Source organism: Pseudomonas sp. GL_117 (genome assembly GCF_057835125.1).
Window position 1 is genome coordinate 5,596,512 of record NZ_CM174418.1, and the last position, 25,276, is coordinate 5,621,787.

Genomic DNA, 25,276 nt, shown 5'->3' on the forward strand with positions numbered 1-25,276 from the left:
ACGGCATGTCTGGCCTAGTGCCCGCCTCTTGGCCTAGACTGATCCGCATCTGCTGTCCTCCGCTTTTGCTTTTAAGGCCTTTCGCATGTCCGATCCTCGCTATCAGATCGACGTCAGCGTCGTCACCCGCTTCCTCGCGGACCAATCGCAACCTGAACAGAACCGCTTCGCCTTTGCCTACACCATCACGGTGAAAAACAACGGGCTGGTGCCGGCCAAGTTGCTATCACGCCACTGGGTGATCACCGATGGTGACGGTCAGGTCGAGGAAGTACGCGGTGCCGGCGTCGTCGGCCAGCAACCGTTGATCGACTGCGGCGCCAGCCACACCTACAGCAGCGGCACGGTGATGACCTCCAAGGTCGGTACCATGCAAGGTTCCTATCAGATGAAAGCAACGGACGGCCAGCTGTTCGACGCCGTCATCGCACCCTTCCGCCTCGCCGTGCCAGGAGCCCTGCACTGATGGCGACGTACGCGGTCGGCGACCTGCAAGGCTGCCTGGAACCCCTCAAATGCTTACTTGAGCGCGTGGCCTTCGACCCGAAAAGCGACCGCCTGTGGCTGGTCGGTGATCTGGTCAACCGCGGCCCCGAATCCCTGGAGACCCTGCGCTACTTATATAGCCTGCGCGATTCCCTGGTCTGCGTGCTGGGCAACCACGACCTGCACTTGCTGGCGGCGGATAAAAACGTCGAACGCCTGAAAAAAAGCGACACCCTGCGGGAGATCCTCGACGCACCCGACCGGGCCGATTTGCTCGATTGGCTGCGCCGACAAAAGCTCATGCACTATGACGAGGCCCGCAACATGGCCCTCGTGCATGCCGGCATCCCGCCGCAATGGACGCTGAAGAAAGCCCTCAAGTGCGCTGCCGAAGTCGAGGCGGCCCTGGCCGATGACAACCTGTACACCGCCTACCTCGACGGCATGTACGGCAACGATCCGGTGAAATGGGACAACGACCTGACCGGCGTTGCCCGCCTGCGGGTGATCACCAACTACTTCACGCGCATGCGTTTCTGCACCGCCGAAGGCAAGCTGGACCTCAAGAGCAAGGAAGGCGCCGACACCGCGCTGCCCGGCTACAAACCCTGGTTCGCCCACAAGGACCGCAAGGCCGCCGGCACAAAGATCATCTTTGGCCACTGGGCAGCCCTCGAAGGCAAGTGCACCGAGCCCGGTATATTTGCCCTCGACACCGGCTGCGTGTGGGGCGGTGCCATGACCCTGATGAACATCGACACCGGCGAGCGCCACAGCTGCCAGTGCGAATCGCCCCTTTCCGTTACACTGCCGGCCGCCAAGCCCTAGGAGCCCCCATGAGCGAATTCAAACGCATCTCTCCCGAACAAGCCCAGGCCCTGCGCGAGAAAGGCGCAGTGGTTGTCGACATCCGCGACCAACCGACTTTTGCCGCTGCACACATCAGCGGCGCCCAGCACCTGGACAACCACAACATCGCCGACTTCATCCGCGCCGCCGACCTCGACGCACCGGTGATCGTGGGTTGCTACCACGGCAATTCCAGCCAGAGCGCAGCGGCCTACCTGATCAGCCAGGGCTTCTCCGACGTCTACAGCCTGGACGGTGGCTTTGAGCTGTGGCGTACGACCTTTCCTGCGGAAATTTCCTCAGGCGACTCGCAATAATTTTTTTCACACCCCGCTACCCCGCGTGACGCTTGGGCTCGCGCCGTTTCTGACGAACGGCGCAGCCAAACTAATTACGCATCGCGCCTTGACCTCCCTGATTCCGAACTATCCTTAAGCGCAGGCCATCCGAATCAGGGGAGAGCCGGTACACCGGCGTGCGGGTCATCGGTAGCGTTTCAGGGTGTTCTGGGGGGAAAACGGCCATTGGCGTCTGCCAATGACTGCCAGCATCGACTGATTGATCCGGCGTCGGCTCCACGTATCGAGCGAGGTGACGACGTCATGAGTATTTTTAGCCACTTCAAAAACCGCTTCGAATCCACACAGCAGGAGGAACTCACGCTGCAAGAGTACCTCGAGCTGTGCAAACAGGATCGCAGCACCTACGCGTCTGCCGCCGAACGTCTGCTGCTGGCGATAGGCGAGCCGCAATTGATAGACACCTCGAACAATTCGCGGCTGTCGCGAATATTCTCCAACAAGGTGATCCGTCGCTATCCGGCCTTTGAAGACTTCCATGGCATGGAAGAATGCATCGACCAGATCGTCTCCTACTTCCGCCACGCGGCCCAGGGCCTGGAAGAGAAGAAACAGATCCTCTACCTGCTCGGCCCCGTCGGTGGCGGTAAATCGTCCCTGGCCGAAAAACTCAAACAACTGATCGAAAAAGTGCCCTTCTACGCCATCAAGGGCTCGCCGGTGTTCGAGTCGCCCCTGGGCCTGTTCAACGCCACCGAAGATGGCGCGATCCTCGAAGAGGATTTCGGCATTCCACGCCGCTACCTCAACACCATCATGTCGCCCTGGGCCACCAAGCGCCTGGCCGAGTTCGGCGGTGACATCAGCCAGTTCCGCGTGGTCAAGCTCTACCCCTCGATCCTTAACCAGATCGGCGTGGCCAAGACCGAACCGGGCGACGAGAACAACCAGGACATCTCGGCGCTGGTGGGCAAAGTCGATATTCGCAAACTGGAAGAGTTCCCACAGAACGACGCCGACGCCTACAGCTACTCGGGCGCGCTGTGCCGGGCCAACCAGGGCCTGATGGAGTTCGTGGAGATGTTCAAGGCACCGATCAAGGTGCTGCACCCACTGCTCACCGCCACCCAGGAAGGCAACTACAACAGTACCGAAGGCCTCGGCGCGATTCCGTTCACCGGCATCCTGCTGGCCCACTCCAACGAATCGGAGTGGCACACCTTCCGCAACAACAAGAACAACGAAGCCTTCATCGACCGGATCTATATCGTCAAGGTGCCGTACTGCCTGCGGGTCAGCGATGAGATCAAGATCTACGACAAACTGCTGTTCAACAGCTCCCTGGCCAAGGCCCATTGCGCGCCCGACACCCTGAAGATGCTCGCCCAGTTCACCGTGCTGTCGCGCCTCAAGGAGCCGGAGAACTCGAATATCTACTCGAAGATGCGCGTGTACGACGGCGAGAACCTCAAGGACACCGATCCAAAGGCCAAATCGATCCAGGAATACCGCGACACCGCGGGTGTGGACGAGGGCATGAACGGCCTGTCGACACGCTTTGCGTTCAAGATCCTGTCCAAGGTCTTCAACTTCGACCCCCACGAGATCGCCGCCAACCCGGTGCACCTGCTCTACGTGCTGGAACAGCAGATCGAACAGGAACAATTCCAGGCCGAAACCCGCGAGCGCTACCTGCGGTTCCTCAAGGAATACCTGGCACCGCGCTACATCGAGTTCATCGGCAAGGAAATCCAGACCGCGTACCTGGAGTCCTACAGCGAGTACGGCCAGAACATCTTCGACCGCTACGTGCTGTACGCCGATTTCTGGATCCAGGACCAGGAATACCGCGACCCGGAAACCGGCGAGATCCTCAACCGCGTAGCCCTCAACGAGGAACTGGAAAAGATCGAAAAACCGGCCGGCATCAGCAACCCGAAAGATTTCCGCAACGAAATCGTCAACTTCGTGCTGCGTGCCCGGGCCAACAACAACGGCAAGAACCCCACCTGGCTCAGCTACGAGAAGCTGCGGGTGGTCATCGAGAAGAAAATGTTCTCCAACACCGAGGACCTGCTGCCGGTCATCAGCTTCAATGCCAAGGCCAGCAAGGAGGATCAGCAAAAACACAACGACTTCGTCACACGCATGGTCGAACGTGGCTACACCGACAAACAGGTACGGCTTCTGTCGGAATGGTACCTACGGGTCCGGAAATCGCAGTAAGAGAAGCAGCTGCAAGCTTCTAGCTACAAGCTGCAAGTAAAAGCCGATCCGCTTTTACTTGTCGCTTGCAGCTTACGACTTGAAGCTCCCGGAGGGCCCCATGAGCTATGTGATCGACCGACGCCTCAATGGCAAGAACAAGAGCACGGTAAACCGCCAGCGTTTCCTGCGGCGTTACCGTGACCATATCAAAAAGGCCGTTGAAGAGGCCGTGAGCCGCCGCTCCATCACCGACATGGAGCATGGCGAACAAATCAGCATTCCCGGCCGGGACATCGACGAACCGGTGCTGCACCACGGCCGGGGCGGCAAACAGACTGTCGTGCACCCCGGCAACAAGGAGTTCACCACCGGCGAACACATCCAGCGCCCCCAAGGCGGTGGCGGTGGCAAAGGCCCGGGCAAGGCCGGCAACTCCGGCGAGGGCATGGACGAGTTCGTGTTCCAGATCACCCAGGAAGAGTTCCTCGAATTCATGTTCGAAGACCTGGAACTGCCCAACCTGGTCAAGCGCAACCTGACCGGCACCGATACCTTCAAGACTGTGCGTGCCGGGATCAGCAACGAGGGCAATCCGTCTCGCATCAATATCATCCGCACCCTGCGCTCGGCCCATGCGCGGCGTATCGCCCTGTCCGGCAGCAGCCGCGCCAAGCTCAAGGAAGCCAAGGAAGAGTTGGCGCGTCTAAAACGCGAAGAGCCGGACAACTTCGGCGATATTCAGGAAATCGAGGCAGAAATCGAGAAACTCAGCGCGCGCATTCACCGCGTGCCGTTCCTCGACACCTTCGACCTGAAGTACAACCTGCTGGTCAAGCAGCCCAACCCCAGTTCCAAGGCCGTGATGTTCTGCCTGATGGACGTCTCCGGCTCCATGACTCAAGCCACCAAGGACATCGCCAAGCGCTTCTTCATCCTGCTGTACCTGTTCCTGAAACGGAACTACGACAAGATCGACGTGGTGTTTATCCGCCATCACACCAGCGCCCGGGAAGTGGACGAAGAAGAGTTCTTCTACTCACGGGAAACCGGCGGCACCATCGTCTCCAGCGCACTGAAGCTGATGCAGGAGATCATGGCCGAACGTTACCCGGCCAACGAATGGAACATCTACGCCGCCCAGGCCTCGGACGGCGACAACTGGAACGACGATTCGCCCATCTGCCGCGACATCCTGATCAACCAGATCATGCCGTTCGTGCAGTACTACACTTATGTTGAGATTACCCCCCGTGAGCACCAGGCCCTGTGGTTCGAATACGAGCGCATCGGCGAAGCCTTTGCCGACACGTTCGCCCAGCAGCAACTGGTCTCGGCCGGCGACATCTACCCGGTCTTCCGTGAACTCTTCCAGCGCAGGTTAGTGACATGACCGCCAAAAAAGAGCAAAAGCGCCAACCGATTTCCACGGGGTCCGAGTGGACCTTTGAACTGATCCAGGCCTATGACCGGGAAATCAGCCGTATTGCGGCGGGTTATGCCCTGGACACCTACCCCAACCAGATCGAAGTGATCACTGCCGAACAGATGATGGACGCCTATGCCTCCGTGGGCATGCCCTTGGGTTATCACCATTGGTCCTACGGCAAGCACTTCCTCAGCACCGAGAAGTCCTACAGCCGCGGCCAGATGGGCCTGGCCTACGAGATCGTGATCAACTCCGACCCGTGCATCGCCTATTTGATGGAAGAAAACACCATCTGCATGCAGGCATTGGTAGTGGCGCATGCCTGCTACGGGCACAACAGCTTCTTCAAGGGCAATTACCTGTTCCGTACCTGGACCGACGCCAGCTCGATCATCGACTATCTGGTATTCGCCAAGCAGTACATCATGCAGTGCGAGGAGCGCCACGGCATCGATGCGGTGGAAGACCTGCTCGACTCCTGCCATGCGCTGATGAACTACGGCGTCGATCGCTACAAACGCCCGTACCCGATTTCCGCCGAGGAAGAACGCCTGCGCCAAAAGGAGCGCGAGGAGCATCTGCAGAAACAGATCAACGACCTATGGCGCACCATTCCGAAAAAAACCGGCAAAAACAGCGACAAGGACAATGCGCGCTTCCCCGCCGAACCCCAGGAAAACATCCTGTACTTCCTGGAAAAACACGCGCCTTTGCTGGAGCCGTGGCAACGGGAAATCGTGCGCATCGTGCGCAAGATCGCCCAGTACTTTTATCCACAGCGCCAGACCCAGGTGATGAACGAAGGCTGGGCGACGTTCTGGCACTACACGCTGATGAACGACCTGTACGACGAAGGCCTGGTCACCGACGGTTTCATGATGGAGTTCCTCACATCCCACACCAGCGTTGTATTCCAGCCCGGCTTCGACAGCCCGTATTACAGCGGCATCAACCCCTATGCGCTGGGCTTTGCCATGTACCGCGACATCCGGCGCATGTGCGAACACCCCACCGAGGAGGACCGCCGCTGGTTCCCGGAAATCGCCGGCAGCGATTGGTTATCGACCATCAAGTTCGCCATGAGCAGCTTCAAGGATGAGAGTTTCATCCTGCAATACCTGTCCCCCCAGGTGATTCGCGACCTCAAGCTATTCAGCATCCTCGACGACGATCTCAAGGACGACCTGGTGGTACCGGCCATCCACGACGAACCCGGCTACCGCATCATCCGTGAAACCCTGGCGGCGCAGTACAACCTGGGCAACCGCGAACCCAACGTGCAGATCTACAGCATCGACGTGCGCGGCGACCGTTCGCTGACCCTGCGCCACCAGCAACACGACCGCAAACCCTTGGGCGAGTCCACCGAGGAAGTGCTCAAGCACCTGCATCGGCTCTGGGGCTTCGACATCCACCTGGAAACCCTGCAGGGCGATCAGGTGATGAAAACCCACCACGTGCCCCCGCGCACCGATCACAACGACAACGACTACGGCCGCCTGGACCTTGCCGTCGTCCACCTCTGAATCGGCAAAGCCTCCATTGGCAGGGCACAGGCGGTATCCTGTGCGGCTAATGGAGGCTTTTTCATGAAAATCTACAAAGTCGGCGGTGCGGTACGGGATCGCCTGCTGGGCATCCCGGTCACCGACATCGACCGCGTTGTCGTGGGTGCCACGGCAGAAGAGATGCTCGCCAAGGGCTACAAGCCGGTGGGCTCGGACTTCCCAGTGTTCCTCGACCCGAAAAACGGTGACGAATACGCCCTCGCCCGCACCGAGCGCAAGAGCGGCCGGGGTTACGGTGGCTTTGTGTTCCACGCCAGCCCTGACGTCACGCTGGAAGAAGACCTGGTCCGCCGCGACCTGACCATCAATGCCATGGCAGAGGATGACGACGGCAACCTGACCGATCCTTATAACGGGCAGCGCGATCTCAAAGCGCGCATTTTACGTCACGTTTCCCCCGCATTTGCCGAAGATCCCCTTCGAGTCCTGCGTGTTGCCCGCTTCGCCGCGCGCTACGCGCCCTTGGGTTTTCGCGTCGCACCGGAAACCCTGGAGCTGATGCGTCAACTCAGTGCATCCGGCGAACTGGAAGCCCTGACCCCGGAGCGCAGCTGGAAGGAAATCTCCCGCGCACTGATGGAAGATCAGCCACAGGTATTTATCCAAGTGCTGCGCGACTGCGCCGCCCTGAAAACCTTGATGCCGGAAGTGGATGCCCTCTTCGGCGTGCCGCAACCGGCCGCGCACCACCCCGAGATCGACACGGGCGTGCATACCTTAAGCGTGCTGGAACAGGCCGCCCTACACACACAGCCGCTGACTGTGCGCTGGGCCTGCCTGCTGCATGACCTGGGCAAGGGCCTGACGCCTGTGGATAAGTTGCCACAGCACATTGCGCACGAATACACCGGCCTCAAACTGATCAAGGCGGTCAACGAACGCTTCAAGGTGCCGCGAGATTGCCAGGAACTGGCACTGTTGGTGGGTCAATATCACACCCATGGCCACCGGGCACTGGAGCTGAAGGCCTCGACTTTACTGGAATTACTGCAGAGTTTTGACGTGTACCGTCGACCACAGCGCTTCGAAGAGTTTGTGGTCGCCTGCGAAATGGATGCCCGAGGCCGCAAGGGTTTCGAGCAGCGTAGTTATCCACAGGCGGATTATCTACGCGGCGCTGCCAAGGCCGCGCGGGAGGTGGCGGTGGCGCCATTGCTGGAGAAGGGCTTCAAAGGCCCGGAACTGGGCGAGGCTCTAAAGCGCGAACGGCTCAAGGCGCTGAAAACCTACAAAGAGCAACACAACCTGTAGACGCCAATCCACCGTGGCGCGGGGGCGCCGCGCACCCCAGCGCTCGCCACAGGCCTACAGAAGCTCATCGGGCGTGAGTTGCTGGCCTTGCCATTCAAACCCGACAGGCGCCAGCACCTGGTCGATCTGCGCATCGCGCCACAGGTCGCCAAGGGTCCTGCCCACCTCAGGATGCACACGCTGCGGCGCCATCAGTGACAGCGGCCACAGCACGAAGGCGTTCTTGAGGATCTCTGCTCGCGGCAGGATCAAACCATCGAAATCGCCCACCAGGTCACCATACAGCAGTACGTCGATGTCCAGCGGCAAGCCTTTGCGGTCCGGCGCATAGCGACCGTTATCGGCCTCGATGGATTTCAAGCGACGATCCAGTTCCATCAATGACAGGTCGGTATAGGCCGACACCACCAGATTAAAGAACGGACCGCTCTTGATGCCCACTGGCTGGCTTTCGAACACAGCCGAGCAACGTATTTGCGTCAGAAAGCTCGCCAATGCATCAAGACCGGCGCGCAGGTGGGTCTCGCGATCAATATTGCTGCCAAGGCCAAGGTAAATCTGAGTTAGCGACATCCGCGCTCGATCTCCACGCCCACGCCCTTGGCGGCCGGCACAGCCCCAGGCTTGGTCAACTTGAGGTGCAGCCAGGGAATCTGGAACTCGCTCATCAACACTTCGGCCAGACGCTCGGCGAAGGTTTCCACAAGCTGGTACTGGGATTGCTCGGCAAACGCCTGGATGCGCGCGCTAACGCTGGCGTAATCCAGGGCCAGGGTCAGGTCGTCACCGGCCGCAGCCGGACGGTTGTCCCAGGCGAAGCTCAGGTCCAGGCGCAGGCATTGGCGGATTCCGCGCTCCCAGTCGTAGGCCCCGATCACGGTGTCGACTTCCAGGCCTTCGATAAACACTCTGTCCAAGCACTCTTCTCCGCAGCACGACAAGGGCGCGATGCCCCGTTAGAATCAGGGCGTCCTCGCCCGGAATAGTTAGCATGTTTTGGTCACTGGCGATTTTCGCCTACCTGCTCGGCTCGCTGTCCTTCGCCATTTTGCTCAGCCGCCTGACGGGAAATCCCGATCCGCGAATGAGTGGTTCAGGCAATGCCGGCGCCACCAATATGTTGCGCCTGGCGGGCAAGAAGCTCGCCGTGCTGACGCTGCTGGGCGATCTGTGCAAGGGCCTGTTGCCCGTGCTGATCGCCAGCCTCGCCGGTCTTACCCTGCAACAGCAGGCCTGGGTCGGCGTGTGTGCCGTCCTCGGCCATCTGTTCCCACTGTACTTCCGCTTTCGCGGTGGCAAAGGTGTCGCCACGGCGGCCGGCATGTTGCTGGGGATCTACCCGCCAGCAGCGTTGCTGGCCGTTATCGCCTGGCTGCTGACGTTCTACCTGACCCGCACCAGCTCACTCGCCGCACTGATCGCCACCCCGCTGACCCTGCCGCTGCTGGCCTGGCAGGAGCCGGCGGCACTGTTGCCGATGAGCGTGCTGACATTGCTGATCGTCTGGCGCCACCGCGGCAATTTACGCGACCTGTTTGCCGGGCGCGAACGGCATTTTTAAATACCCGCTCACGTTGCCCCATGCAAAGGCTTACAACGCAGACAACTGCTCCATCGGCCAGCGCGCCTGCACGCTGATCGCCAGACTCTCATGCTGCCCGGCCTGCAGGCGCTGGCAGCCGGCGTAGGCGATCATCGCGCCATTGTCGGTGCAGAACTCGGGGCGCGCGTAGAACACGTCGCCCTTCATGTCGCCGAGCATTTTTTCCAACGACGTGCGCAAGGCCTTGTTGGCGCTGACGCCACCGGCAATCACCAGGCGCTTCATGCCCGCCTGTTTCAGCGCACGCTTGCACTTGATGGTCAAAGTCTCCACCACGGCCTGCTGGAACGCCAGCGCGATGTCGCAACGGGCTTGCTGGCTGTCGTCTCCGGCGCTGACGCTGTGCTGCCAGGTATTCAACGCGGAGGTCTTCAAGCCGCTGAAGCTGAACATCAAACCCGGGCGATCGCACATCGGACGCGGGAAGGTGTAGCGACCGGCGACGCCTTTTTCGGCAAGCCGTGCGATTTCCGGACCGCCTGGATAGTTGAGGCCCATCATCTTCGCGGTTTTATCGAAGGCTTCGCCGGCGGCGTCGTCCAGGGATTCACCCAGCAGCGTGTATTGGCCGATGCCATCCACCTGAACCAGCTGCGTATGGCCGCCGGAAACCAACAAAGCGACGAACGGGAACTCTGGCGGCGTTTTTTCCAGCATTGGAGCCAATAAATGGCCTTCCATATGGTGCACGCCAAGGGCCGGAATGCCCCAGGCGAAGGCCAGTGCCTGGGCGCAAGAGGCCCCAACCAGCAGGGCTCCGACCAATCCTGGACCAGCCGTGTAGGCAATCGCATCGATCTCGGTCGGCACGCAACCGGCCTCGTCCAGCACCTGGCGAATCAACGGCAGCATGCGTTTGACGTGATCTCGGCTGGCAAGCTCCGGCACCACGCCGCCATAGGCGCGGTGCAGGTCGATCTGACTGAACAGTGCATCGGCCAAAAGCCCGCGTTCACTGTCGTAAAGTGCGACACCGGTTTCGTCGCAGGAGGTTTCAAGTCCCAGTACTAGCATGGGTTTGCGCCTTGTAGAGGCTGAATTCGAAGGCGCGCATAATAGTCGCCACTCCCCCTCCCGACTAGCGGTTTTCGATCAGAGGCTTTGCATTCCGGCCAATGAGGGGTTAACATCCGCAACCCTTAAAAACCGACGACCTCAGCCGCGAATTGTTTGCGACGAGAACGTTGATCCCGGTAATGAAAGAAGGTAGCTCTGGATGCCAGCCGTCAAAGTTAAAGAGAACGAACCCTTCGACGTAGCTCTGCGTCGTTTCAAGCGCTCCTGCGAAAAAGCCGGTGTACTGGCTGAAGTTCGTAGCCGCGAATTTTACGAGAAGCCAACTTCTGAGCGTAAGCGCAAAGCAGCAGCCGCTGTTAAGCGTCACGCCAAGAAAGTTCAGCGCGAACAGCGCCGCGCCGTTCGTCTGTACTAATACACAGACGTTCGTAGCAAGCTTCTGCCAAGCCCGGCCCTCAGCCGGGCTAATGGCATTTGCGGACAACGCTTGATGCTTCACTGTTGACGCCGCACATGCGACTGAAACAACTGCTTCACACGTCAGGACTGGCTCTTCTGCCAGCGGTGCACGTCTCTTCTGACGAGTCTAACAAGGCTACTGACGAGCACACTTATTCTGTAAACAGACGATCAACAGGTCGGCTGTGCCCAACAAAGCGATTCCGAGGCCCATTAACGGCCAAGACCGGACGCCCGGGCAACATTTCCACGCCAAAGACTGATCAGAAATTAACGTCAGTGAATGTTCGGCAGATACACTTCCATGCAGCCCCAGCACACAATCGATGAACGAGCCACGCCTTACGTGCGCTTGAGCACATCATGGGCCCTCATTTACACGCAGTGATGACGAGAACGCCATGGCCGGGCTAATTCCCCAGAGCTTTATTGACGACCTTCTGAACCGCACCGACATCGTCGATGTCGTCAGCTCGCGCGTGCAACTGAAAAAAGCCGGCAAGAACTACACCGCCTGCTGCCCGTTCCACAAAGAGAAAACCCCGTCATTCAGCGTCAGCCCCGACAAGCAGTTCTACTACTGTTTCGGCTGCGGCGCTGGCGGCAATGCCCTCGGTTTCCTCATGGACCACGACAACCTGGACTTCCCCCAGGCCATCGAGGACCTGGCGAAAGCCGCCGGCATGGAAGTCCCTCGCGAAGAAAGTGGTCGCCCACACAAACCGCGCCAGCCCACCGACTCGCCGCTGTACCCACTGCTGACGGCCGCTGCCGACTTTTATCGTCAGGCGCTTAAAAGCCACCCGCAGCGCAAGGCCGCCGTCGACTACCTGAAGGGTCGTGGCCTCACCGGCGAAATCGCCCGTGACTTCGGCCTGGGTTTCGCTCCGCCTGGCTGGGACAACCTGTACAAGCACCTGAGCAGCGACACCCTGCAGCAAAAAGCCATGATCGACGCCGGCCTACTGGTGGAAAACGCCGAGACCGGCAAACGTTACGACCGCTTCCGCGACCGCGTGATGTTTCCGATCCGCGACAGCCGCGGCCGCATCATCGCCTTCGGTGGCCGCGTGCTGGGGGACGACAAGCCCAAGTACCTGAACTCCCCGGAAACCCCGGTATTCCACAAGGGCCAGGAACTCTACGGCCTGTTTGAAGCGCGCAAGAACAACCGCAACCTCGATGAAATCATCGTGGTCGAAGGCTATATGGACGTGATCGCCCTCGCCCAGCAAGGCCTGCGCAATGCCGTGGCGACCCTGGGTACGGCGACCAGCGAAGAACATTTGAAGCGCCTGTTTCGCGTAGTGCCCAGTGTGCTTTTCTGCTTCGACGGCGACCAGGCCGGCCGCAATGCCGCCTGGCGCGCCCTCGAAGCCACGCTGTCGAGCCTGCAAGATGGGCGCCGCGCGCGCTTTTTGTTCCTGCCCGAAGGCGAAGACCCGGACACCCTGGTCCGCTCCGAAGGCACCGACGCATTCCGCGCCCGCATCAACCAACACGCGCAACCGCTGGCAGATTACTTCTTCCAGCAACTGACCGAAGAAGCCGACCCGCGCTCACTCGAAGGCAAGGCCCACATGGCCACCCTCGCGGCGCCGCTGATCGACAAGGTGCCGGGCGCCAACCTGCGCACGCTTATGCGCCAACGCCTGCAAGAGATCACCGGCCTGAGCGGCGAAGCCGTCAGCCAGCTGGCGCACAGCGCGCCGCAAGATGCACCGCCACCGACCTACGACCCAGGCATGGACTACGACGCCATGCCGGATTACGCCGACTTCCACCAGCCGCAGGAGGCCTACGCGCCCCAGCAGGAGTGGACACCGAAAAAGCCCGGCGCCGGCGGCAAGAAATGGAACAAGAAGCCTTGGAGCAAGAACGGCAAGCGCGGTGACCGCGATGAAGCCTATGCCCCGCGCACCCCGGTCGCCGTAGAAGCGCCGACGCTGATTGCCCTGCGCACGCTCATCCACCACCCGCAACTGGCGGGCAAGGTTGAAAGTGCCGATCATTTTGCCAACGCGAGCAACACTTACGCCCAGGTGCTGATTGCCCTGATCGAAGCCGTGCAGAAAAATCCTAAGCTAAACTCTATTCAGCTGATGGCTCGCTGGCATGGCACCGAACAAGGCCGATTACTCAAGGCGCTCGCGGAAAAGGAGTGGCTAATTGACGGCGATAACCTTGAACAACAGTTTTTAGACACCATTACTAGGTTATCCGCGGGCCAGCACACGCAGACCCTCGATGAACTGATCAAGAGAGCAAGACAGCCGGGATTGTCGGCTGAAGAGCAAATTCAGATAGCAAAACAGATGCGCGACCTCTTAAAACAGAATGTTTCCGCATCAAACCCGACCTCAGCTGGCGTGTGAGGTCATAGCTCGGGTATAATCCTCGGCTTGTTTTTTGCCCGCCAAGACCTTCAGTGGATAGGGTGTTATGTCCGGAAAAGCGCAACAGCAGTCTCGTATCAAAGAGTTGATCACCCTTGGTCGTGAGCAGAAGTATCTGACTTACGCAGAGGTCAACGACCACCTGCCTGAGGATATTTCAGATCCTGAGCAGGTGGAAGACATCATCCGCATGATTAACGACATGGGGATCCCCGTACACGAGAGTGCTCCGGATGCGGACGCCCTTATGTTGGCCGACGCCGATACCGACGAGGCAGCCGCTGAAGAAGCCGCTGCCGCGCTGGCTGCGGTGGAGACCGACATCGGTCGCACGACTGACCCTGTGCGCATGTATATGCGTGAAATGGGTACCGTCGAGTTGCTGACACGCGAAGGCGAAATCGAAATCGCCAAGCGTATTGAAGAGGGTATCCGTGAAGTGATGGGCGCAATCGCGCACTTCCCTGGCACGGTTGACCACATTCTCTCCGAGTACACTCGCGTCACCACCGAAGGTGGTCGCCTGTCCGACGTCTTGAGCGGTTACATCGACCCGGACGACGGCATTGCGCCGCCTGCCGCCGAAGTACCGCCGCCTGTCGATGCAAAAGCGGCGAAAGCTGACGACGATTCCGAAGACGACGATGCTGAAGCCAGCAGCGACGACGAAGAAGAAGTCGAAAGCGGCCCGGACCCGATCGTCGCTGCCCAGCGTTTCGGGGCGGTTTCCGATCAAATGGAAATCACCCGCAAGGCATTGAAGAAGCACGGTCGCACCAACAAGCAGGCCATTGCCGAACTGTTGGCCCTGGCCGAGCTGTTCATGCCGATCAAGCTGGTGCCGAAGCAATTCGAAGGCCTGGTTGAACGCGTTCGTAGCGCCCTTGAGCGTCTGCGTGCACAAGAGCGTGCGATCATGCAGCTCTGTGTCCGTGATGCGCGCATGCCGCGTACCGACTTCCTGCGCCAGTTCCCGGGCAACGAAGTTGACGAAAGCTGGTCCGACGCACTGGCCAAAGGCAAGGCGAAGTACGCTGAAGCCATTGGTCGCCTGCAACCGGACATCATCCGCTGCCAGCAGAAGCTGACCGCGCTTGAAACCGAGACCGGCCTGACAATTGCCGAGATCAAGGACATCAACCGTCGCATGTCGATCGGTGAGGCCAAGGCCCGCCGCGCGAAGAAAGAGATGGTTGAAGCGAACTTGCGTCTGGTGATCTCCATCGCCAAGAAGTACACCAACCGTGGCTTGCAATTCCTCGACCTGATCCAGGAAGGCAACATCGGCTTGATGAAGGCTGTGGACAAGTTCGAATACCGTCGCGGCTACAAGTTCTCGACTTATGCCACCTGGTGGATCCGTCAGGCGATCACTCGCTCGATCGCCGACCAGGCCCGCACCATCCGTATTCCGGTGCACATGATCGAGACCATCAACAAGCTCAACCGCATTTCCCGGCAGATGTTGCAGGAAATGGGTCGCGAACCGACCCCGGAAGAGTTGGGCGAACGCATGGAAATGCCTGAGGATAAAATCCGCAAGGTATTGAAGATCGCTAAAGAGCCGATCTCCATGGAAACCCCGATCGGTGATGACGAAGACTCCCATCTGGGTGACTTCATCGAAGACTCGACCATGCAGTCGCCAATCGATGTCGCCACCGTTGAGAGCCTCAAGGAAGCGACTCGCGACGTACTGTCCGGCCTCACTGCCCGTGAAGCCAAGGTACTGCGCATGCGTTTCGGCATCGACATGAATACCGACCACACCCTTGAGGAAGTCGGTAAGCAGTTTGACGTGACCCGCGAGCGGATCCGTCAGATCGAAGCCAAGGCGTTGCGCAAGTTGCGCCACCCGACGCGAAGCGAGCACCTGCGCTCCTTCCTCGACGAGTGATACCAGAACCCCCGGCCCAGGCCGGGGGTTTTGTTTTCTACAGCAAAAAATCCCGCGCAACACCCCTCCCCCGCAATGCCCGTCTACACTCGAACCATTCCCCGTGCCATAACGAGACCGTTATGCCCAGATTGCCGACCGTGTTACTGCTGTCGCTGCTGACCTGGACCGCAACGGCTGGCGCGTTGACTCTTAGCGATGATGAGCGTGGCTGGCTAGCGGACCATCAGGAACTGCGGCTGGGGGTGGATGCGTCATGGCCACCCTTCGAATACCGTGATGAAAATAGCCACTACCAGGGCCTGGCCGCCGACTATGTGCGTCTGATCCAGGACCGCCTGGGCGTCAGGATCAAATTGATCGAACCCGCAAGCTGGAGCGCGGTGCTCGAGCAGGCCCGAAACAACCAGCTCGACCTGCTGCCCGGTGTCATGTCCACGCCTGAACGCCAGAGCTACATGGCCTTCACGCGCCCGTACCTGGACTTCCCCATCGTGATCCTGGCCCATGAGGGTGGCGCCCAGCCGCGCAACCTCAAGGATCTCTACGGGCTTAAAATTGCCGTGGTGGAAAATTACGCCCCCCACGAACTGCTCCGCACCCACCACCCCGACCTGAATCTGGTGGCCATGCCCAACGTCAGCTCGACGCTACAAGCGCTGGCCACCGACGAAGTGGATGCCGTGGTCGGCGACCTCGCATCCAGCGTCTGGAGCCTGCGCCAGCTGAAACTCGACGGTCTGTACGTCAGCGGCGAAACGCCCTACCGCTACCAACTGGCGATGGGCGTGCCGCGTGACAACAAGATGCTGGTCGGCATCCTCGATAAAGTCCTGGCCGACCTCAGCCCGGACGAAACCGATGCCATCCAGCAACACTGGGTCGGCAGCATTACCGATCACCGCGCATTCTGGACTGACCTGCTGACCTACGGCCTGCCCGCAGTGCTGCTGCTGAGCACCGTTTTGGCCATCGTGATTCGGATCAATCGCCGGCTCAGTTCGGAAATTTCCCGCCGCGTGGCGCTCGAACAAGAACTGCGCAGCAGCGAATACCACTACCGCGGCCTGGTAGAGAGCCTGTCGGCTATCGCCTGGGAAGCCAGCATCATCGATTTCACCTACAGCTACGTCTCCCCCCACGCCGAAGAACTGCTGGGGTACCCGCGTGCCCATTGGCTGATCCCGGGCTTCTGGCGCAACATCATCCACCCTGCCGACCTGACACGCGCCGAAACCTATTGCCATCGCGAAACCAGCGCCAACCGCGACCACAGCGTCGATTACCGCGTCATCACCGCCGACGGCCGCTGCCTGTGGGTGCGCGACATCGTCAGCCTCATAGAGCATGGCCACGAGCCCGTGTTGCGCGGCCTGATGATCGACATCAGCGAAGCCAAACGCACTGAAGAAGCGCTGCAACTGTCCGAGCAAAAGTTTGCCTCGGTGTTCCAGCAATGCCCGGACATACTCGTGATCGCCCGTCTGTCCGACGGCTGCCTGCTGGAGGTGAACAAGGCCTTCGAGGATCAGGTCGGCCTGAGCGCCGAGGAAGTAGTGGGTAAAACCGGCACGGCGTTGAACATCTGGGGCTACGAGGGCGCCGGCCCGGATCTGCTGAAACGGGTGCAGACCTCCAGCATCCGCAACCTGGAGATGCCCTTTCGGCGCAGCAACGGCCAAGTCTTCACCGGCCTGATTTCCGCCGAGCCGTTCCAGCTCGACACCATCGAAGCCATCGTCGTGGTCGTGCGCGATATTTCCCAGCTCAAGGAAACCCAGCAGCAGTTGCAAACCTCGGAAGAGAAGTTCGCCAAGGCATTCCATGCCTCCCCCGACGGTTTGCTGCTGAGCCGTCAACGCGATGGCCTGCTGATCGAAGTGAACGATGGTTTCAGCCGCATTACCGGCTTCGCCAGCGCCACCTCCATCGATAAGTCCGCCTTGGACCTGGGCATCTGGGTCGACCTCAACGAACGCAAAAACATGCTGGAGATGATGCAGCGCGACGGCTTTGTCCGCGATTTCATCTGCCATATCCGCCGCAGTGATGGGCAAGTCCGCCTCTGTGAATTGTCCAGCCGCCCACTGCCAATCGGCGACGACGACTGCATGCTCACCATTGCCCGCGACATTACCGAACGCCAGCTGATGCAGGAAAAACTGCAACAAGCCGCAACGGTCTTCGAAAGCACTGCCGAGGGCGTGCTGATCACCGACACGCAGCAGAACATCAGCGCCGTCAACCGCGCCTTCAGCGAGATCACCGGTTACAGCGAAGCCGAAGCCTTGGGCCAGACACCACGCATGCTCGCCTCGGGCCTGCACGACAGCGCCTTCTATGCCGCGATGTGGCATCAGTTGACCGCCCACGGGCATTGGCAAGGCGAGATCTCCAACCGCCGCAAGAATGGCGAGCCGTACCCCAGCTGGCTGACCATCAGCGCCGTACGCAACCGCGACCAGTTGATCACGCACTTCGTCGCCGTGTTTGCCGACATTTCCAGCCTCAAACTGGCCCAGGCCCGCCTCGACTACCAGGCACACCACGACCCGCTGACCGGCCTGCCAAACCGCACGCTGTTTGAAAACCGACTGCAGGCCGCCCTCAACGGCCATCAGGAAACCGGCAAACAGGGCGCCGTGCTGTTTCTCGACCTGGACCGTTTCAAGCACATCAACGACAGCCTCGGCCACCCCGTTGGCGACCTGCTGCTCAAGGACATTGCCGTACGCCTCAAGGAACAACTGCGTGACATCGACACCGTCGCCCGCCTCGGTGGCGATGAATTCATCATCCTGCTGCCGGGCCTGCAACATGCCAGCGACGCCGAACACCTCGCAAACAAGCTGCTGGCGTGCTTCACCCTACCGTTCCAGGCCGGCGAACATGAGTTCTTCATCAGCGCCAGCATCGGCACCAGCCTGTATCCCCAGGACGGCACCGACGTCGCCACTCTGGTCAAGAACGCCGACGCCGCGATGTACCGCTCCAAGGCCAAGGGCCGCAACCGGGTAGAGAGCTACACCCGCGACCTCACCGCCCAGGCCAACGAGCGCGTGGCCCTGGAACACGAACTGCGCCGCGCCATCGAACGCGACGAACTGAGCCTGTGCTACCAACCCAAGCGCAGCCTGGCGACACAAGAACTGATCGGCGCCGAAGCACTGATCCGCTGGCGTCACCCGACCTTCGGCGAAGTGCCGCCCGAACACTTCATCGCCCTCGCCGAAGAGAACGGCATGATCCTGCAGATCGGCGACTGGGTACTGGAACAGGCCTGCCGCCAAATGCACGCCTGGCAAGGCACCTTCGATGACTTCGGTACACTCTCGGTCAACCTCGCCGGCGCGCAACTGCGTCACCCCAACCTGCTGTCACGCATCGAACAACTGTTGCACGACTACCACCTCACACCCGGCTGCCTGCAACTGGAGATCACCGAAAACTTCATCATGAGCCAGGCTGAAGAAGCGCTGGAGGTCCTGCACCAACTCAAGCACCTGGGCGTGCAGCTGGCGATCGACGACTTCGGCACAGGTTATTCATCCCTCAGCTACCTCAAGCGGCTGCCGCTGGACTTCCTGAAAATCGACCAATCCTTCGTCCGCGGCCTGCCCGACGACCCCCACGACGCTGCAATCGTGCGCGCCATCATCGCCCTGGGCCACAGCATGCAATTCACCATCATCGCCGAGGGCGTGGAAAACTCCGCGCAACAGGCATTCCTTGCCGCCGAGGGCTGCGAACAGATGCAAGGCTACATCGTCAGCCTGCCCCTGCCGCCCGAACTGTTCGCAGCTACATTCCTTCGTATGAGGGCTGAGGATTTTTCGGATAGCACAGTGGAGAAACCGTCGTTATAATCCGCGACCTGTTTAGGGCCTATAGCTCAGTTGGTCAGAGCAGAGGACTCATAATCCTTTGGTCCACGGTTCAAGTCCGTGTGGGCCCACCAACTCCAAAGCCGCGCATTGCGCGGCTTTTGTGTGTCTGGCCGAGTGGTTTGCCAGCCAGCCCAGGCGAATAAATCGACGAAAGTGTGTAAAAAGCGTCCACACTCCATCGCTCACCTACTGGAGCCTCCCCTTGCCTGCCCTAGACGAAATCGACCGCCAACTGATCGCCGCCCTGCAAATCAACGCGCGCGAAAGCGTGGCCATGCTGGCCCGCCAGTTGGGGATCGCGCGCACCACGGTGACGTCGCGCCTGGCGCGCCTGGAAAAGACCCAGGTGATCACAGGTTACGGTGTACGCCTCGGCCAACGGGTGGCGGGCGGTGGTTTGCAGGCTTATGTGGGGATCACCGTCCAGCCGCGCTCCGGCAAGGAAGTGCTGCGCCGACTGAGTGCGATGGCCCAGGTCCAGCAGTTGTGCGCCGTGAGCGGCGAGTTCGATTACGTGGCCTGGCTGCGCACCGACTCGCCGGAGCAGCTCGACCAGTTGCTCGACCAGATCGGCAGCGTCGATGGCGTCGAGAAGACCACTACTTCGATCATCCTCAGTAACAAATTGGATCGCGGCCAGCCAGTCTGACCACCCGCTTCGTCACTCTGACTAAAAACAATTCATTCCGACGACACTTTGCGTCTTATTAACGAACGCTACGCTCCCTAAACTGGCTGCCATCTTTTCCTATACTCAGCGGGACGTGCCCCGCCGAGTCGCCAGCCAGGTCAGCCATGAACACATTCAACAAAAACAATCGCCACCCTGCAGACGGTAAAAAACCCATCACCATCTTTGGCCCGGACTTTCCGTTCGCCTTCGATGACTGGATCGAACACCCCGCCGGCCTGGGCAGCATTCCCGCCGCCAACCATGGCGCCGAAGTAGCGATTGTCGGCGCGGGCATCGCCGGTCTGGTGGCCGCTTACGAACTGATGAAGCTGGGCCTCAAGCCGGTGGTGTACGAAGCCTCGAAAATGGGCGGGCGCTTGCGCTCCCAGGCGTTTGAAGGCGCCGAAGGCATCATCGCCGAGCTGGGCGGCATGCGCTTCCCGGTGTCGTCCACCGCGTTCTACCACTACGTCGACAAGCTCGGCCTGGAAACCAAACCCTTCCCCAACCCGTTGACGCCAGCGTCCGGCAGCACGGTGATCGACCTCGAAGGCCAGACCCATTACGCACAAAAGCTGTCGGACTTGCCGGCGTTGTTCCAGGAAGTTGCCGACGCCTGGGCCGATGCCCTGGAGGCCGGCTCGCAGTTCGGTGACATCCAGCAAGCCATCCGCGACCGTGACGTACCACGCCTCAAGGCGCTGTGGAACAAGCTCGTACCGTTGTGGGACGACCGCACGTTCTACGACTTCGTCGCCACCTCCAAGGCGTTCGCCAAGTTGTCGTTCCTGCACCGCGAAGTCTTCGGCCAGGTCGGTTTCGGCACAGGTGGCTGGGACTCGGACTTCCCCAACTCGATGCTGGAAATCTTCCGCGTGGTGATGACCAACTGCGATGACCACCAGCACCTCGTGGTCGGTGGCGTGGCCCAAGTGCCCATGGGCATCTGGCGCCATGTACCGGAGCGCTGCGCCCATTGGCCGGCGGGCACCAGCCTCAGTTCGCTGCACCGCGGCGCGCCACGGGCCGGGGTCAAGCGCATTGCCCACGCCGACGGTGGCCGCTTCGCCGTCACCGACAACTACGGCGACACCCGCGAATACGCCGCCGTCCTGACCACCTGCCAGAGCTGGCTGCTGACCACCCAGATCGAATGTGACGAAAGCCTGTTCTCACAAAAAATGTGGATGGCCCTCGACCGCACACGCTACATGCAGTCCTCGAAAACCTTCGTGATGGTCGACCGCCCCTTCTGGAAAGACAAAGACCCGGAAACCGGTCGCGACCTGATGAGCATGACCCTCACCGATCGCCTGACCCGTGGCACCTACCTGTTCGACAACGGTGACGACAAGCCGGGGGTGATCTGCCTGTCCTACGCGTGGATGAGCGACGCACTGAAAATGCTCCCGCAGCCCATCGACAAACGCGTGAAGCTGGCCCTCGACGCCCTGAAGAAGATCTACCCGAAAGTCGACATCAAGGCGCGCATCATCGGCGACCCGATCACCGTATCCTGGGAAGCCGACCCGCATTTCCTCGGGGCCTTCAAAGGCGCGCTGCCCGGTCACTATCGCTACAACCAGCGTATGTATGCGCACTTCATGCAGAAGGACATGCCCGCCGAACAGCGTGGGATCTTTATCGCCGGTGACGACGTTTCCTGGACACCGGCATGGGTAGAAGGCGCCGTGCAAACCTCGCTGAATGCTGTATGGGGCATCATGACCCACTTCGGCGGCAGCACTTACCCCGAGAACCCGGGGCCGGGCGATGTGTTCGATGAAATCGGCCCGATTGCCCTGCCTGAGTAAGGAGTTGACCATGCGTGTCGCCTTGTACCAATGCCCGCCGCTGCCACTGGATGTGGCCGGCAACCTGGCACGCCTGCACCAGCTGGCGCATGAAGCGTCCGGTGCGGATGTGCTGGTGTTGCCGGAAATGTTCCTCAGCGGCTACAACATCGGCGCCGAGGCGGTGGGGGCCTTGGCCGAGGCTCAGGATGGTCCGGCCGCGCAGAGGATTGCCGCACTGGCGCAAAGTGCCGGGCTGGCAATTGTCTACGGCTACCCGGAGCGGGCCGACGACGGGCAGATCTACAACGCCGTGCAACTGATAGACGCTCACGGCCAGCGCCTGTGCAACTACCGCAAGACGCATCTGTTTGGCGATCTGGATCACGGGATGTTCAGTGCCGGGGGCGATGACTTCCCGGTAGTGGAACTCAACGGTTGGAAGCTGGGCATGCTGATCTGCTACGACCTGGAATTCCCGGAAAACACCCGCCGCCTGGCCCTGGCCGGTGCCGAGTTGATCCTGGTGCCCACCGCGAACATGGTGCCGTTCGACTTTGTCGCCGATGTCACCGTGCGAGCGCGGGCCTTCGAGAACCAATGCTACGTGGCCTACGCCAATTACTGCGGGCATGAAGGCGACATCCACTACTGCGGGCAAAGCAGTATTGCCGCGCCGGACGGCCAGCGCATTGCCCAGGCCGGACTGGATGAAGCGCTGATCATCGGCACGCTGGATCATCAATCGATCCTCACCGCCCGCGCCGCCAACCACTACCTGCACGACCGCCGTCCCGAGCTGTACAGCGCGCTGCACAAGCCCTGACCTTATGGGTTTGTTAGCATAGGCACTTCCTACGTTTCGGAAGTGCCCATGCCTGCGCCGGCCCACCCTCTTCACCGTCAACTGACCCTGGCCAATGGCCTGCGGGTTTCCCTGCGCCATGCGCCGCGCTTGAAGCGCAGCGCAGCGGTTTTACGGGTCGCCGCCGGCAGCCACGATGTGCCCCTGGCCTGGCCGGGGTTGGCGCACTTTCTTGAGCATCTGCTGTTCCTCGCAACCGAGCGTTTTCCCACAGACGAAGGGCTGATGGCCTACGTGCAACGTCACGGCGGCCAGGTCAACGCCAGCACCCGCGAGCGCACCACGGACTTCTTCTTTGAACTGCCGGTGTCGGCCTTCGCCGATGGCCTGGAGCGCTTGGCCGACATGCTGGCCCAGCCGCGTCTGGCGCTGGAAGATCAACTGCGCGAACGCGAAGTGCTGCACGCGGAATTTGTCGCCTGGTCCCAGGATGCCAAGGCCCAGCAGCAGGTGGCGTTGTTCGCAGGGCTGGCGGCGGATCATCCACTGCGCGGTTTTCATGCGGGCAACCGCGACAGCTTGCCGGTGGAAAGTCAGGCATTTCAGCAGGCATTGCGGGAATTTCATCAGCAGTTCTACCAGAGCGGACAAATGACCTTAAGCCTTGCAGGCCCACAGTCGCTGGACGCACTGGAAACTCTCGCGCAGCGATTCAGCGCTGTGTTGAATTCGAGCCCTCAACGCCCACAACTCGCACCACCGCCGTTGATGCCCGGTGACGTTCAGGGCTACCAGCACAAAGCTGACAACCACCTGCACCAAGTCATCACTTGCAACGCGCCGCGCGCAGCCCTGGAGTTCCTCTGCACCTGGCTCAACGCTTCGGCTCCAGGCGGATTGTTGGCCGAACTGCAAACACGACAACTGGCCACCGACCTGCAAGCGAGGGTGCTGTATCACTTTGCCGGGCAAGCACTGTTGGACGTCGATTTCACCCTCGACACTCAAGATGAACCGGCGACAGCGATTGAGGCATTGCTGCACGACTGGCTGAGCTTTTTCGCACACAGCGATTGGACGGCACTGCAAGAAGAGTTCGCCCTGCTGGCCGCTCGCCAGCAACAAACCGGCGGCGCCCTCGCCTTGGCTCGACACGACAGCGAAGACCTGTCGGAGCAGGCCCTCACGGCCCTCAAAACCCTGCTCGCCGCCCTGCACCTGCCACCGGCGCAGCACACATGGCAACTGCCACCGAACAATCCATTCCTGCGCCCGCCGGCCAAGGAAGAGCGTGCTGGCCTGATTCGTGGCCAGACCAGCGCCCACCGCGGTTTGCGCACCTTCGCCCAGGACCGTTCACGGGGCCGCCGGGAAGTGTCGGCGCTGTCCTTCAGCCAAGCGTGGGCGAATGACACCGATGAAGCCGCGCTGTACCTGCGCTGGCGCTCTGCTCCCAGCGACCTGCAAGGCGCATTGCAGCCACTGCGTGAGAATGCTCGCCAGGCGGGCGTTGAATTGTCGTTTGAAACCATCGGCAACGACTGGCTGGTGAAAATGGTCGGGCTGCACGAACCCATGCCGGCGGTGTTGGATGCCTTGGCGCACAGCCTGAACCAGGCACAACAGAAACCCTGCGCCCCGACGCCGACGATCGCCATTCGCGAATTGCTCAAGGCACTGCCCGCTTACTGCGCCACCCCGCCCGAGCACCGCGAAACCTCCTGGGTCAACGCCCGCTGGCAGGGCCTGGGGCTGGGTTTTCCGGCCGCGTCCGAAGCGGCGATCAAGGCAGCCGCAGCGCACCTGCCCGGGCAACCCGCACCGACCGAGCAGTTCCTGCCAACCCTAGGCGGCCAGCGCATCTGGCACGAGGTGAAGACCGATTCCAGCGAGGCCGCCTTGCTGCTGTTTTGCCCGGCACCCAGCCAATCCCTGGAGGATGAAGCCGCGTGGCGCCTGCTTGGGCATCTGCTCCAGGGTCCGTTTTACCAACGCCTGCGGGTAGAGCTGCAAATCGGCTACGCCGTGTTCAGCGGCGTCCGACAGATCAACGGGCAAACGGGCCTGCTGTTTGGCGTGCAATCGCCCAATGTGTCCCGGGAAGCGATCGTTGAGCAGTTACAGATCTTCCTGACGCAATTGCCGACGCTGATCAACAACGCTGACGACATGGCCAACACGGCACTGGCGGGCCAGTTCTCGGCAAGCACGCTACCGCTTGCCCAAGCCGCCGAACTGCTCTGGCATGCGCGTTTGGCCGGGCACCCGGCGGATTATCTGGAGCGCGTTCAACAGTCGATCCAACGCCTGACCCGCGAAGATCTGCTACACGCCGCCGAACAGTTGAACAACGCCACAGGCGGCTGGCGCTATGTCGCCAACGGCCCGCGCATCACAACAGGCTGATACCGGCGGGCTGATCATTGCCAACCTTGCAACAGGCTTTTTCCAGCGAGACAGCGCTAACTTGAGCAGATCTGAGTATTATTCCTACTCACGCTGCTGAACATCTCCGATCGGAGATGGACTATATGTATTACTTGGTAGTGAAAGTCCCATCCCTTGGTAGGAGTAAGAATATGACCTGGTCCAAACCTGCTTACACTGATCTGCGTATCGGTTTCGAAGTCACCATGTACTTCGCCAGCCGTTAATCCGC

The 25,276-nt window shown here is 60.7% G+C and carries 20 protein-coding genes and 1 tRNA gene; 18 read left to right on the forward strand and 3 right to left on the reverse strand.

What is annotated here, in order from left to right; genetic code table 11:
- Nucleotides 1–85: 85 nt before the first annotated feature.
- The 7 genes from apaG (at nt 86) to AC3ISR_RS25665 (ending at nt 8,087) form a co-directional block, all read left to right on the forward strand.
- A complete protein-coding gene (gene apaG / locus AC3ISR_RS25635; RefSeq protein ID WP_192299804.1) occupies nt 86–466 on the forward strand; it encodes a Co2+/Mg2+ efflux protein ApaG in 381 nt (126 codons plus the stop codon).
- Complete coding sequence (locus tag AC3ISR_RS25640) at nt 466–1,314, forward strand: symmetrical bis(5'-nucleosyl)-tetraphosphatase (RefSeq protein ID WP_192299805.1); 849 nt, start codon at nt 466–468, stop codon at nt 1,312–1,314. The genes apaG and AC3ISR_RS25640 overlap by 1 nt, the downstream gene beginning before the upstream one ends.
- 8 nt (nt 1,315–1,322) lie before the next feature.
- Entirely contained in the window at nt 1,323–1,652 is a 330-nt protein-coding gene (gene glpE, locus AC3ISR_RS25645; RefSeq protein WP_192299806.1) for a thiosulfate sulfurtransferase GlpE, read from the forward strand.
- A gap of 285 nt (nt 1,653–1,937) precedes the next feature.
- Nucleotides 1,938–3,860, forward strand: a complete 1,923-nt coding sequence (locus AC3ISR_RS25650) for a PrkA family serine protein kinase (RefSeq protein ID WP_192299807.1) — start codon at nt 1,938–1,940, stop codon at nt 3,858–3,860.
- A 100-nt stretch (nt 3,861–3,960) separates the two neighbouring features.
- The gene (locus tag AC3ISR_RS25655) at nt 3,961–5,232 is read left to right on the forward strand and encodes a YeaH/YhbH family protein (protein WP_016977872.1); all 1,272 of its coding nucleotides are present in this window, start codon (nt 3,961–3,963) and stop codon (nt 5,230–5,232) included.
- Entirely contained in the window at nt 5,229–6,794 is a 1,566-nt protein-coding gene (locus AC3ISR_RS25660) for a SpoVR family protein (RefSeq protein ID WP_192299808.1), read from the forward strand. The genes AC3ISR_RS25655 and AC3ISR_RS25660 overlap by 4 nt, the downstream gene beginning before the upstream one ends.
- A 63-nt stretch (nt 6,795–6,857) precedes the next feature.
- Nucleotides 6,858–8,087 carry a multifunctional CCA addition/repair protein gene (locus AC3ISR_RS25665; RefSeq protein WP_192299809.1) on the forward strand — a complete coding sequence of 410 codons (1,230 nt, stop codon included), beginning with the start codon at nt 6,858–6,860 and terminating at the stop codon, nt 8,085–8,087.
- 54 nt (nt 8,088–8,141) lie between these two features.
- Here the strand turns inward: AC3ISR_RS25665 and folK are convergent, their stop codons facing one another.
- Nucleotides 8,142–8,660 carry a 2-amino-4-hydroxy-6-hydroxymethyldihydropteridine diphosphokinase gene (gene folK, locus AC3ISR_RS25670; protein ID WP_192299810.1) on the reverse strand — a complete coding sequence of 173 codons (519 nt, stop codon included), beginning with the start codon at nt 8,658–8,660 and terminating at the stop codon, nt 8,142–8,144.
- Nucleotides 8,651–9,004, reverse strand: a complete 354-nt coding sequence (gene folB, locus AC3ISR_RS25675; RefSeq protein WP_015886183.1) for a dihydroneopterin aldolase — start codon at nt 9,002–9,004, stop codon at nt 8,651–8,653. Before folB ends, folK begins: the two co-directional genes overlap by 10 nt.
- Nucleotides 9,005–9,078: 74 nt before the next feature.
- Between folB and plsY the strand changes: the two genes are divergently transcribed.
- Nucleotides 9,079–9,648, forward strand: coding sequence for a glycerol-3-phosphate 1-O-acyltransferase PlsY (gene plsY / locus AC3ISR_RS25680; RefSeq protein WP_105524764.1), 570 nt, complete (start codon nt 9,079–9,081; stop codon nt 9,646–9,648).
- A gap of 30 nt (nt 9,649–9,678) precedes the next feature.
- Here plsY and tsaD read toward each other — a convergent pair whose 3' ends face one another.
- Nucleotides 9,679–10,704 carry a tRNA (adenosine(37)-N6)-threonylcarbamoyltransferase complex transferase subunit TsaD gene (tsaD, locus tag AC3ISR_RS25685; RefSeq protein WP_192299811.1) on the reverse strand — a complete coding sequence of 342 codons (1,026 nt, stop codon included), beginning with the start codon at nt 10,702–10,704 and terminating at the stop codon, nt 9,679–9,681.
- Between the two features lie 202 nt (nt 10,705–10,906).
- Here tsaD and rpsU point away from each other — a divergent pair, with 202 nt between their 5' ends.
- From rpsU to pqqA, 10 genes are all read left to right on the forward strand, one after another.
- The gene (rpsU, locus tag AC3ISR_RS25690; RefSeq protein ID WP_002551877.1) at nt 10,907–11,122 is read left to right on the forward strand and encodes a 30S ribosomal protein S21; all 216 of its coding nucleotides are present in this window, start codon (nt 10,907–10,909) and stop codon (nt 11,120–11,122) included.
- 445 nt (nt 11,123–11,567) lie between these two features.
- A complete protein-coding gene (gene dnaG, locus AC3ISR_RS25695) occupies nt 11,568–13,541 on the forward strand; it encodes a DNA primase (RefSeq protein WP_463984172.1) in 1,974 nt (657 codons plus the stop codon).
- A 67-nt stretch (nt 13,542–13,608) separates the two neighbouring features.
- Nucleotides 13,609–15,459, forward strand: a complete 1,851-nt coding sequence (gene rpoD, locus AC3ISR_RS25700; RefSeq protein ID WP_463984171.1) for an RNA polymerase sigma factor RpoD — start codon at nt 13,609–13,611, stop codon at nt 15,457–15,459.
- A 122-nt stretch (nt 15,460–15,581) separates the two neighbouring features.
- A complete protein-coding gene (locus AC3ISR_RS25705) occupies nt 15,582–19,325 on the forward strand; it encodes an EAL domain-containing protein (protein WP_192299814.1) in 3,744 nt (1,247 codons plus the stop codon).
- Nucleotides 19,326–19,340: 15 nt separating this feature from the next.
- Nucleotides 19,341–19,417, forward strand: a tRNA-Ile gene (locus AC3ISR_RS25710).
- Between the two features lie 131 nt (nt 19,418–19,548).
- Complete coding sequence (locus AC3ISR_RS25715) at nt 19,549–19,995, forward strand: Lrp/AsnC family transcriptional regulator (protein ID WP_192299815.1); 447 nt, start codon at nt 19,549–19,551, stop codon at nt 19,993–19,995.
- 146 nt (nt 19,996–20,141) lie between these two features.
- A complete protein-coding gene (locus AC3ISR_RS25720; RefSeq protein WP_463984170.1) occupies nt 20,142–21,833 on the forward strand; it encodes a flavin monoamine oxidase family protein in 1,692 nt (563 codons plus the stop codon).
- Between the two features lie 10 nt (nt 21,834–21,843).
- Nucleotides 21,844–22,638: a carbon-nitrogen hydrolase family protein gene (locus AC3ISR_RS25725; protein WP_463984169.1), complete on the forward strand. Its 795-nt coding sequence runs from the start codon at nt 21,844–21,846 to the stop codon at nt 22,636–22,638.
- A gap of 48 nt (nt 22,639–22,686) precedes the next feature.
- Entirely contained in the window at nt 22,687–25,023 is a 2,337-nt protein-coding gene (gene pqqF, locus AC3ISR_RS25730; protein WP_489324502.1) for a pyrroloquinoline quinone biosynthesis protein PqqF, read from the forward strand.
- Between the two features lie 173 nt (nt 25,024–25,196).
- Nucleotides 25,197–25,271 carry a pyrroloquinoline quinone precursor peptide PqqA gene (gene pqqA / locus AC3ISR_RS25735; RefSeq protein ID WP_003194766.1) on the forward strand — a complete coding sequence of 25 codons (75 nt, stop codon included), beginning with the start codon at nt 25,197–25,199 and terminating at the stop codon, nt 25,269–25,271.
- Nucleotides 25,272–25,276 lie beyond the last annotated feature (5 nt).

Excerpts from the sequence above, each read along its gene's own strand:
- apaG (WP_192299804.1), top strand. The coding sequence starts at position 86 with ATGTCCGATCCTCGCTATCAGATCGACGTCAGCGTCGTCACCCGCTTC.
- AC3ISR_RS25640 (WP_192299805.1), top strand. The coding sequence starts at position 466 with ATGGCGACGTACGCGGTCGGCGACCTGCAAGGCTGCCTGGAACCCCTC.
- glpE (WP_192299806.1), top strand. The coding sequence starts at position 1,323 with ATGAGCGAATTCAAACGCATCTCTCCCGAACAAGCCCAGGCCCTGCGC.
- AC3ISR_RS25650 (WP_192299807.1), top strand. The coding sequence starts at position 1,938 with ATGAGTATTTTTAGCCACTTCAAAAACCGCTTCGAATCCACACAGCAG.
- AC3ISR_RS25655 (WP_016977872.1), top strand. The coding sequence starts at position 3,961 with ATGAGCTATGTGATCGACCGACGCCTCAATGGCAAGAACAAGAGCACG.
- AC3ISR_RS25660 (WP_192299808.1), top strand. The coding sequence starts at position 5,229 with ATGACCGCCAAAAAAGAGCAAAAGCGCCAACCGATTTCCACGGGGTCC.
- AC3ISR_RS25665 (WP_192299809.1), top strand. The coding sequence starts at position 6,858 with ATGAAAATCTACAAAGTCGGCGGTGCGGTACGGGATCGCCTGCTGGGC.
- folK (WP_192299810.1), bottom strand. The coding sequence starts at position 8,660 with ATGTCGCTAACTCAGATTTACCTTGGCCTTGGCAGCAATATTGATCGC.
- plsY (WP_105524764.1), top strand. The coding sequence starts at position 9,079 with ATGTTTTGGTCACTGGCGATTTTCGCCTACCTGCTCGGCTCGCTGTCC.
- tsaD (WP_192299811.1), bottom strand. The coding sequence starts at position 10,704 with ATGCTAGTACTGGGACTTGAAACCTCCTGCGACGAAACCGGTGTCGCA.
- rpsU (WP_002551877.1), top strand. The coding sequence starts at position 10,907 with ATGCCAGCCGTCAAAGTTAAAGAGAACGAACCCTTCGACGTAGCTCTG.
- dnaG (WP_463984172.1), top strand. The coding sequence starts at position 11,568 with ATGGCCGGGCTAATTCCCCAGAGCTTTATTGACGACCTTCTGAACCGC.
- rpoD (WP_463984171.1), top strand. The coding sequence starts at position 13,609 with ATGTCCGGAAAAGCGCAACAGCAGTCTCGTATCAAAGAGTTGATCACC.
- AC3ISR_RS25705 (WP_192299814.1), top strand. The coding sequence starts at position 15,582 with ATGCCCAGATTGCCGACCGTGTTACTGCTGTCGCTGCTGACCTGGACC.
- AC3ISR_RS25720 (WP_463984170.1), top strand. The coding sequence starts at position 20,142 with ATGAACACATTCAACAAAAACAATCGCCACCCTGCAGACGGTAAAAAA.
- AC3ISR_RS25725 (WP_463984169.1), top strand. The coding sequence starts at position 21,844 with ATGCGTGTCGCCTTGTACCAATGCCCGCCGCTGCCACTGGATGTGGCC.
- pqqF (WP_489324502.1), top strand. The coding sequence starts at position 22,687 with ATGCCTGCGCCGGCCCACCCTCTTCACCGTCAACTGACCCTGGCCAAT.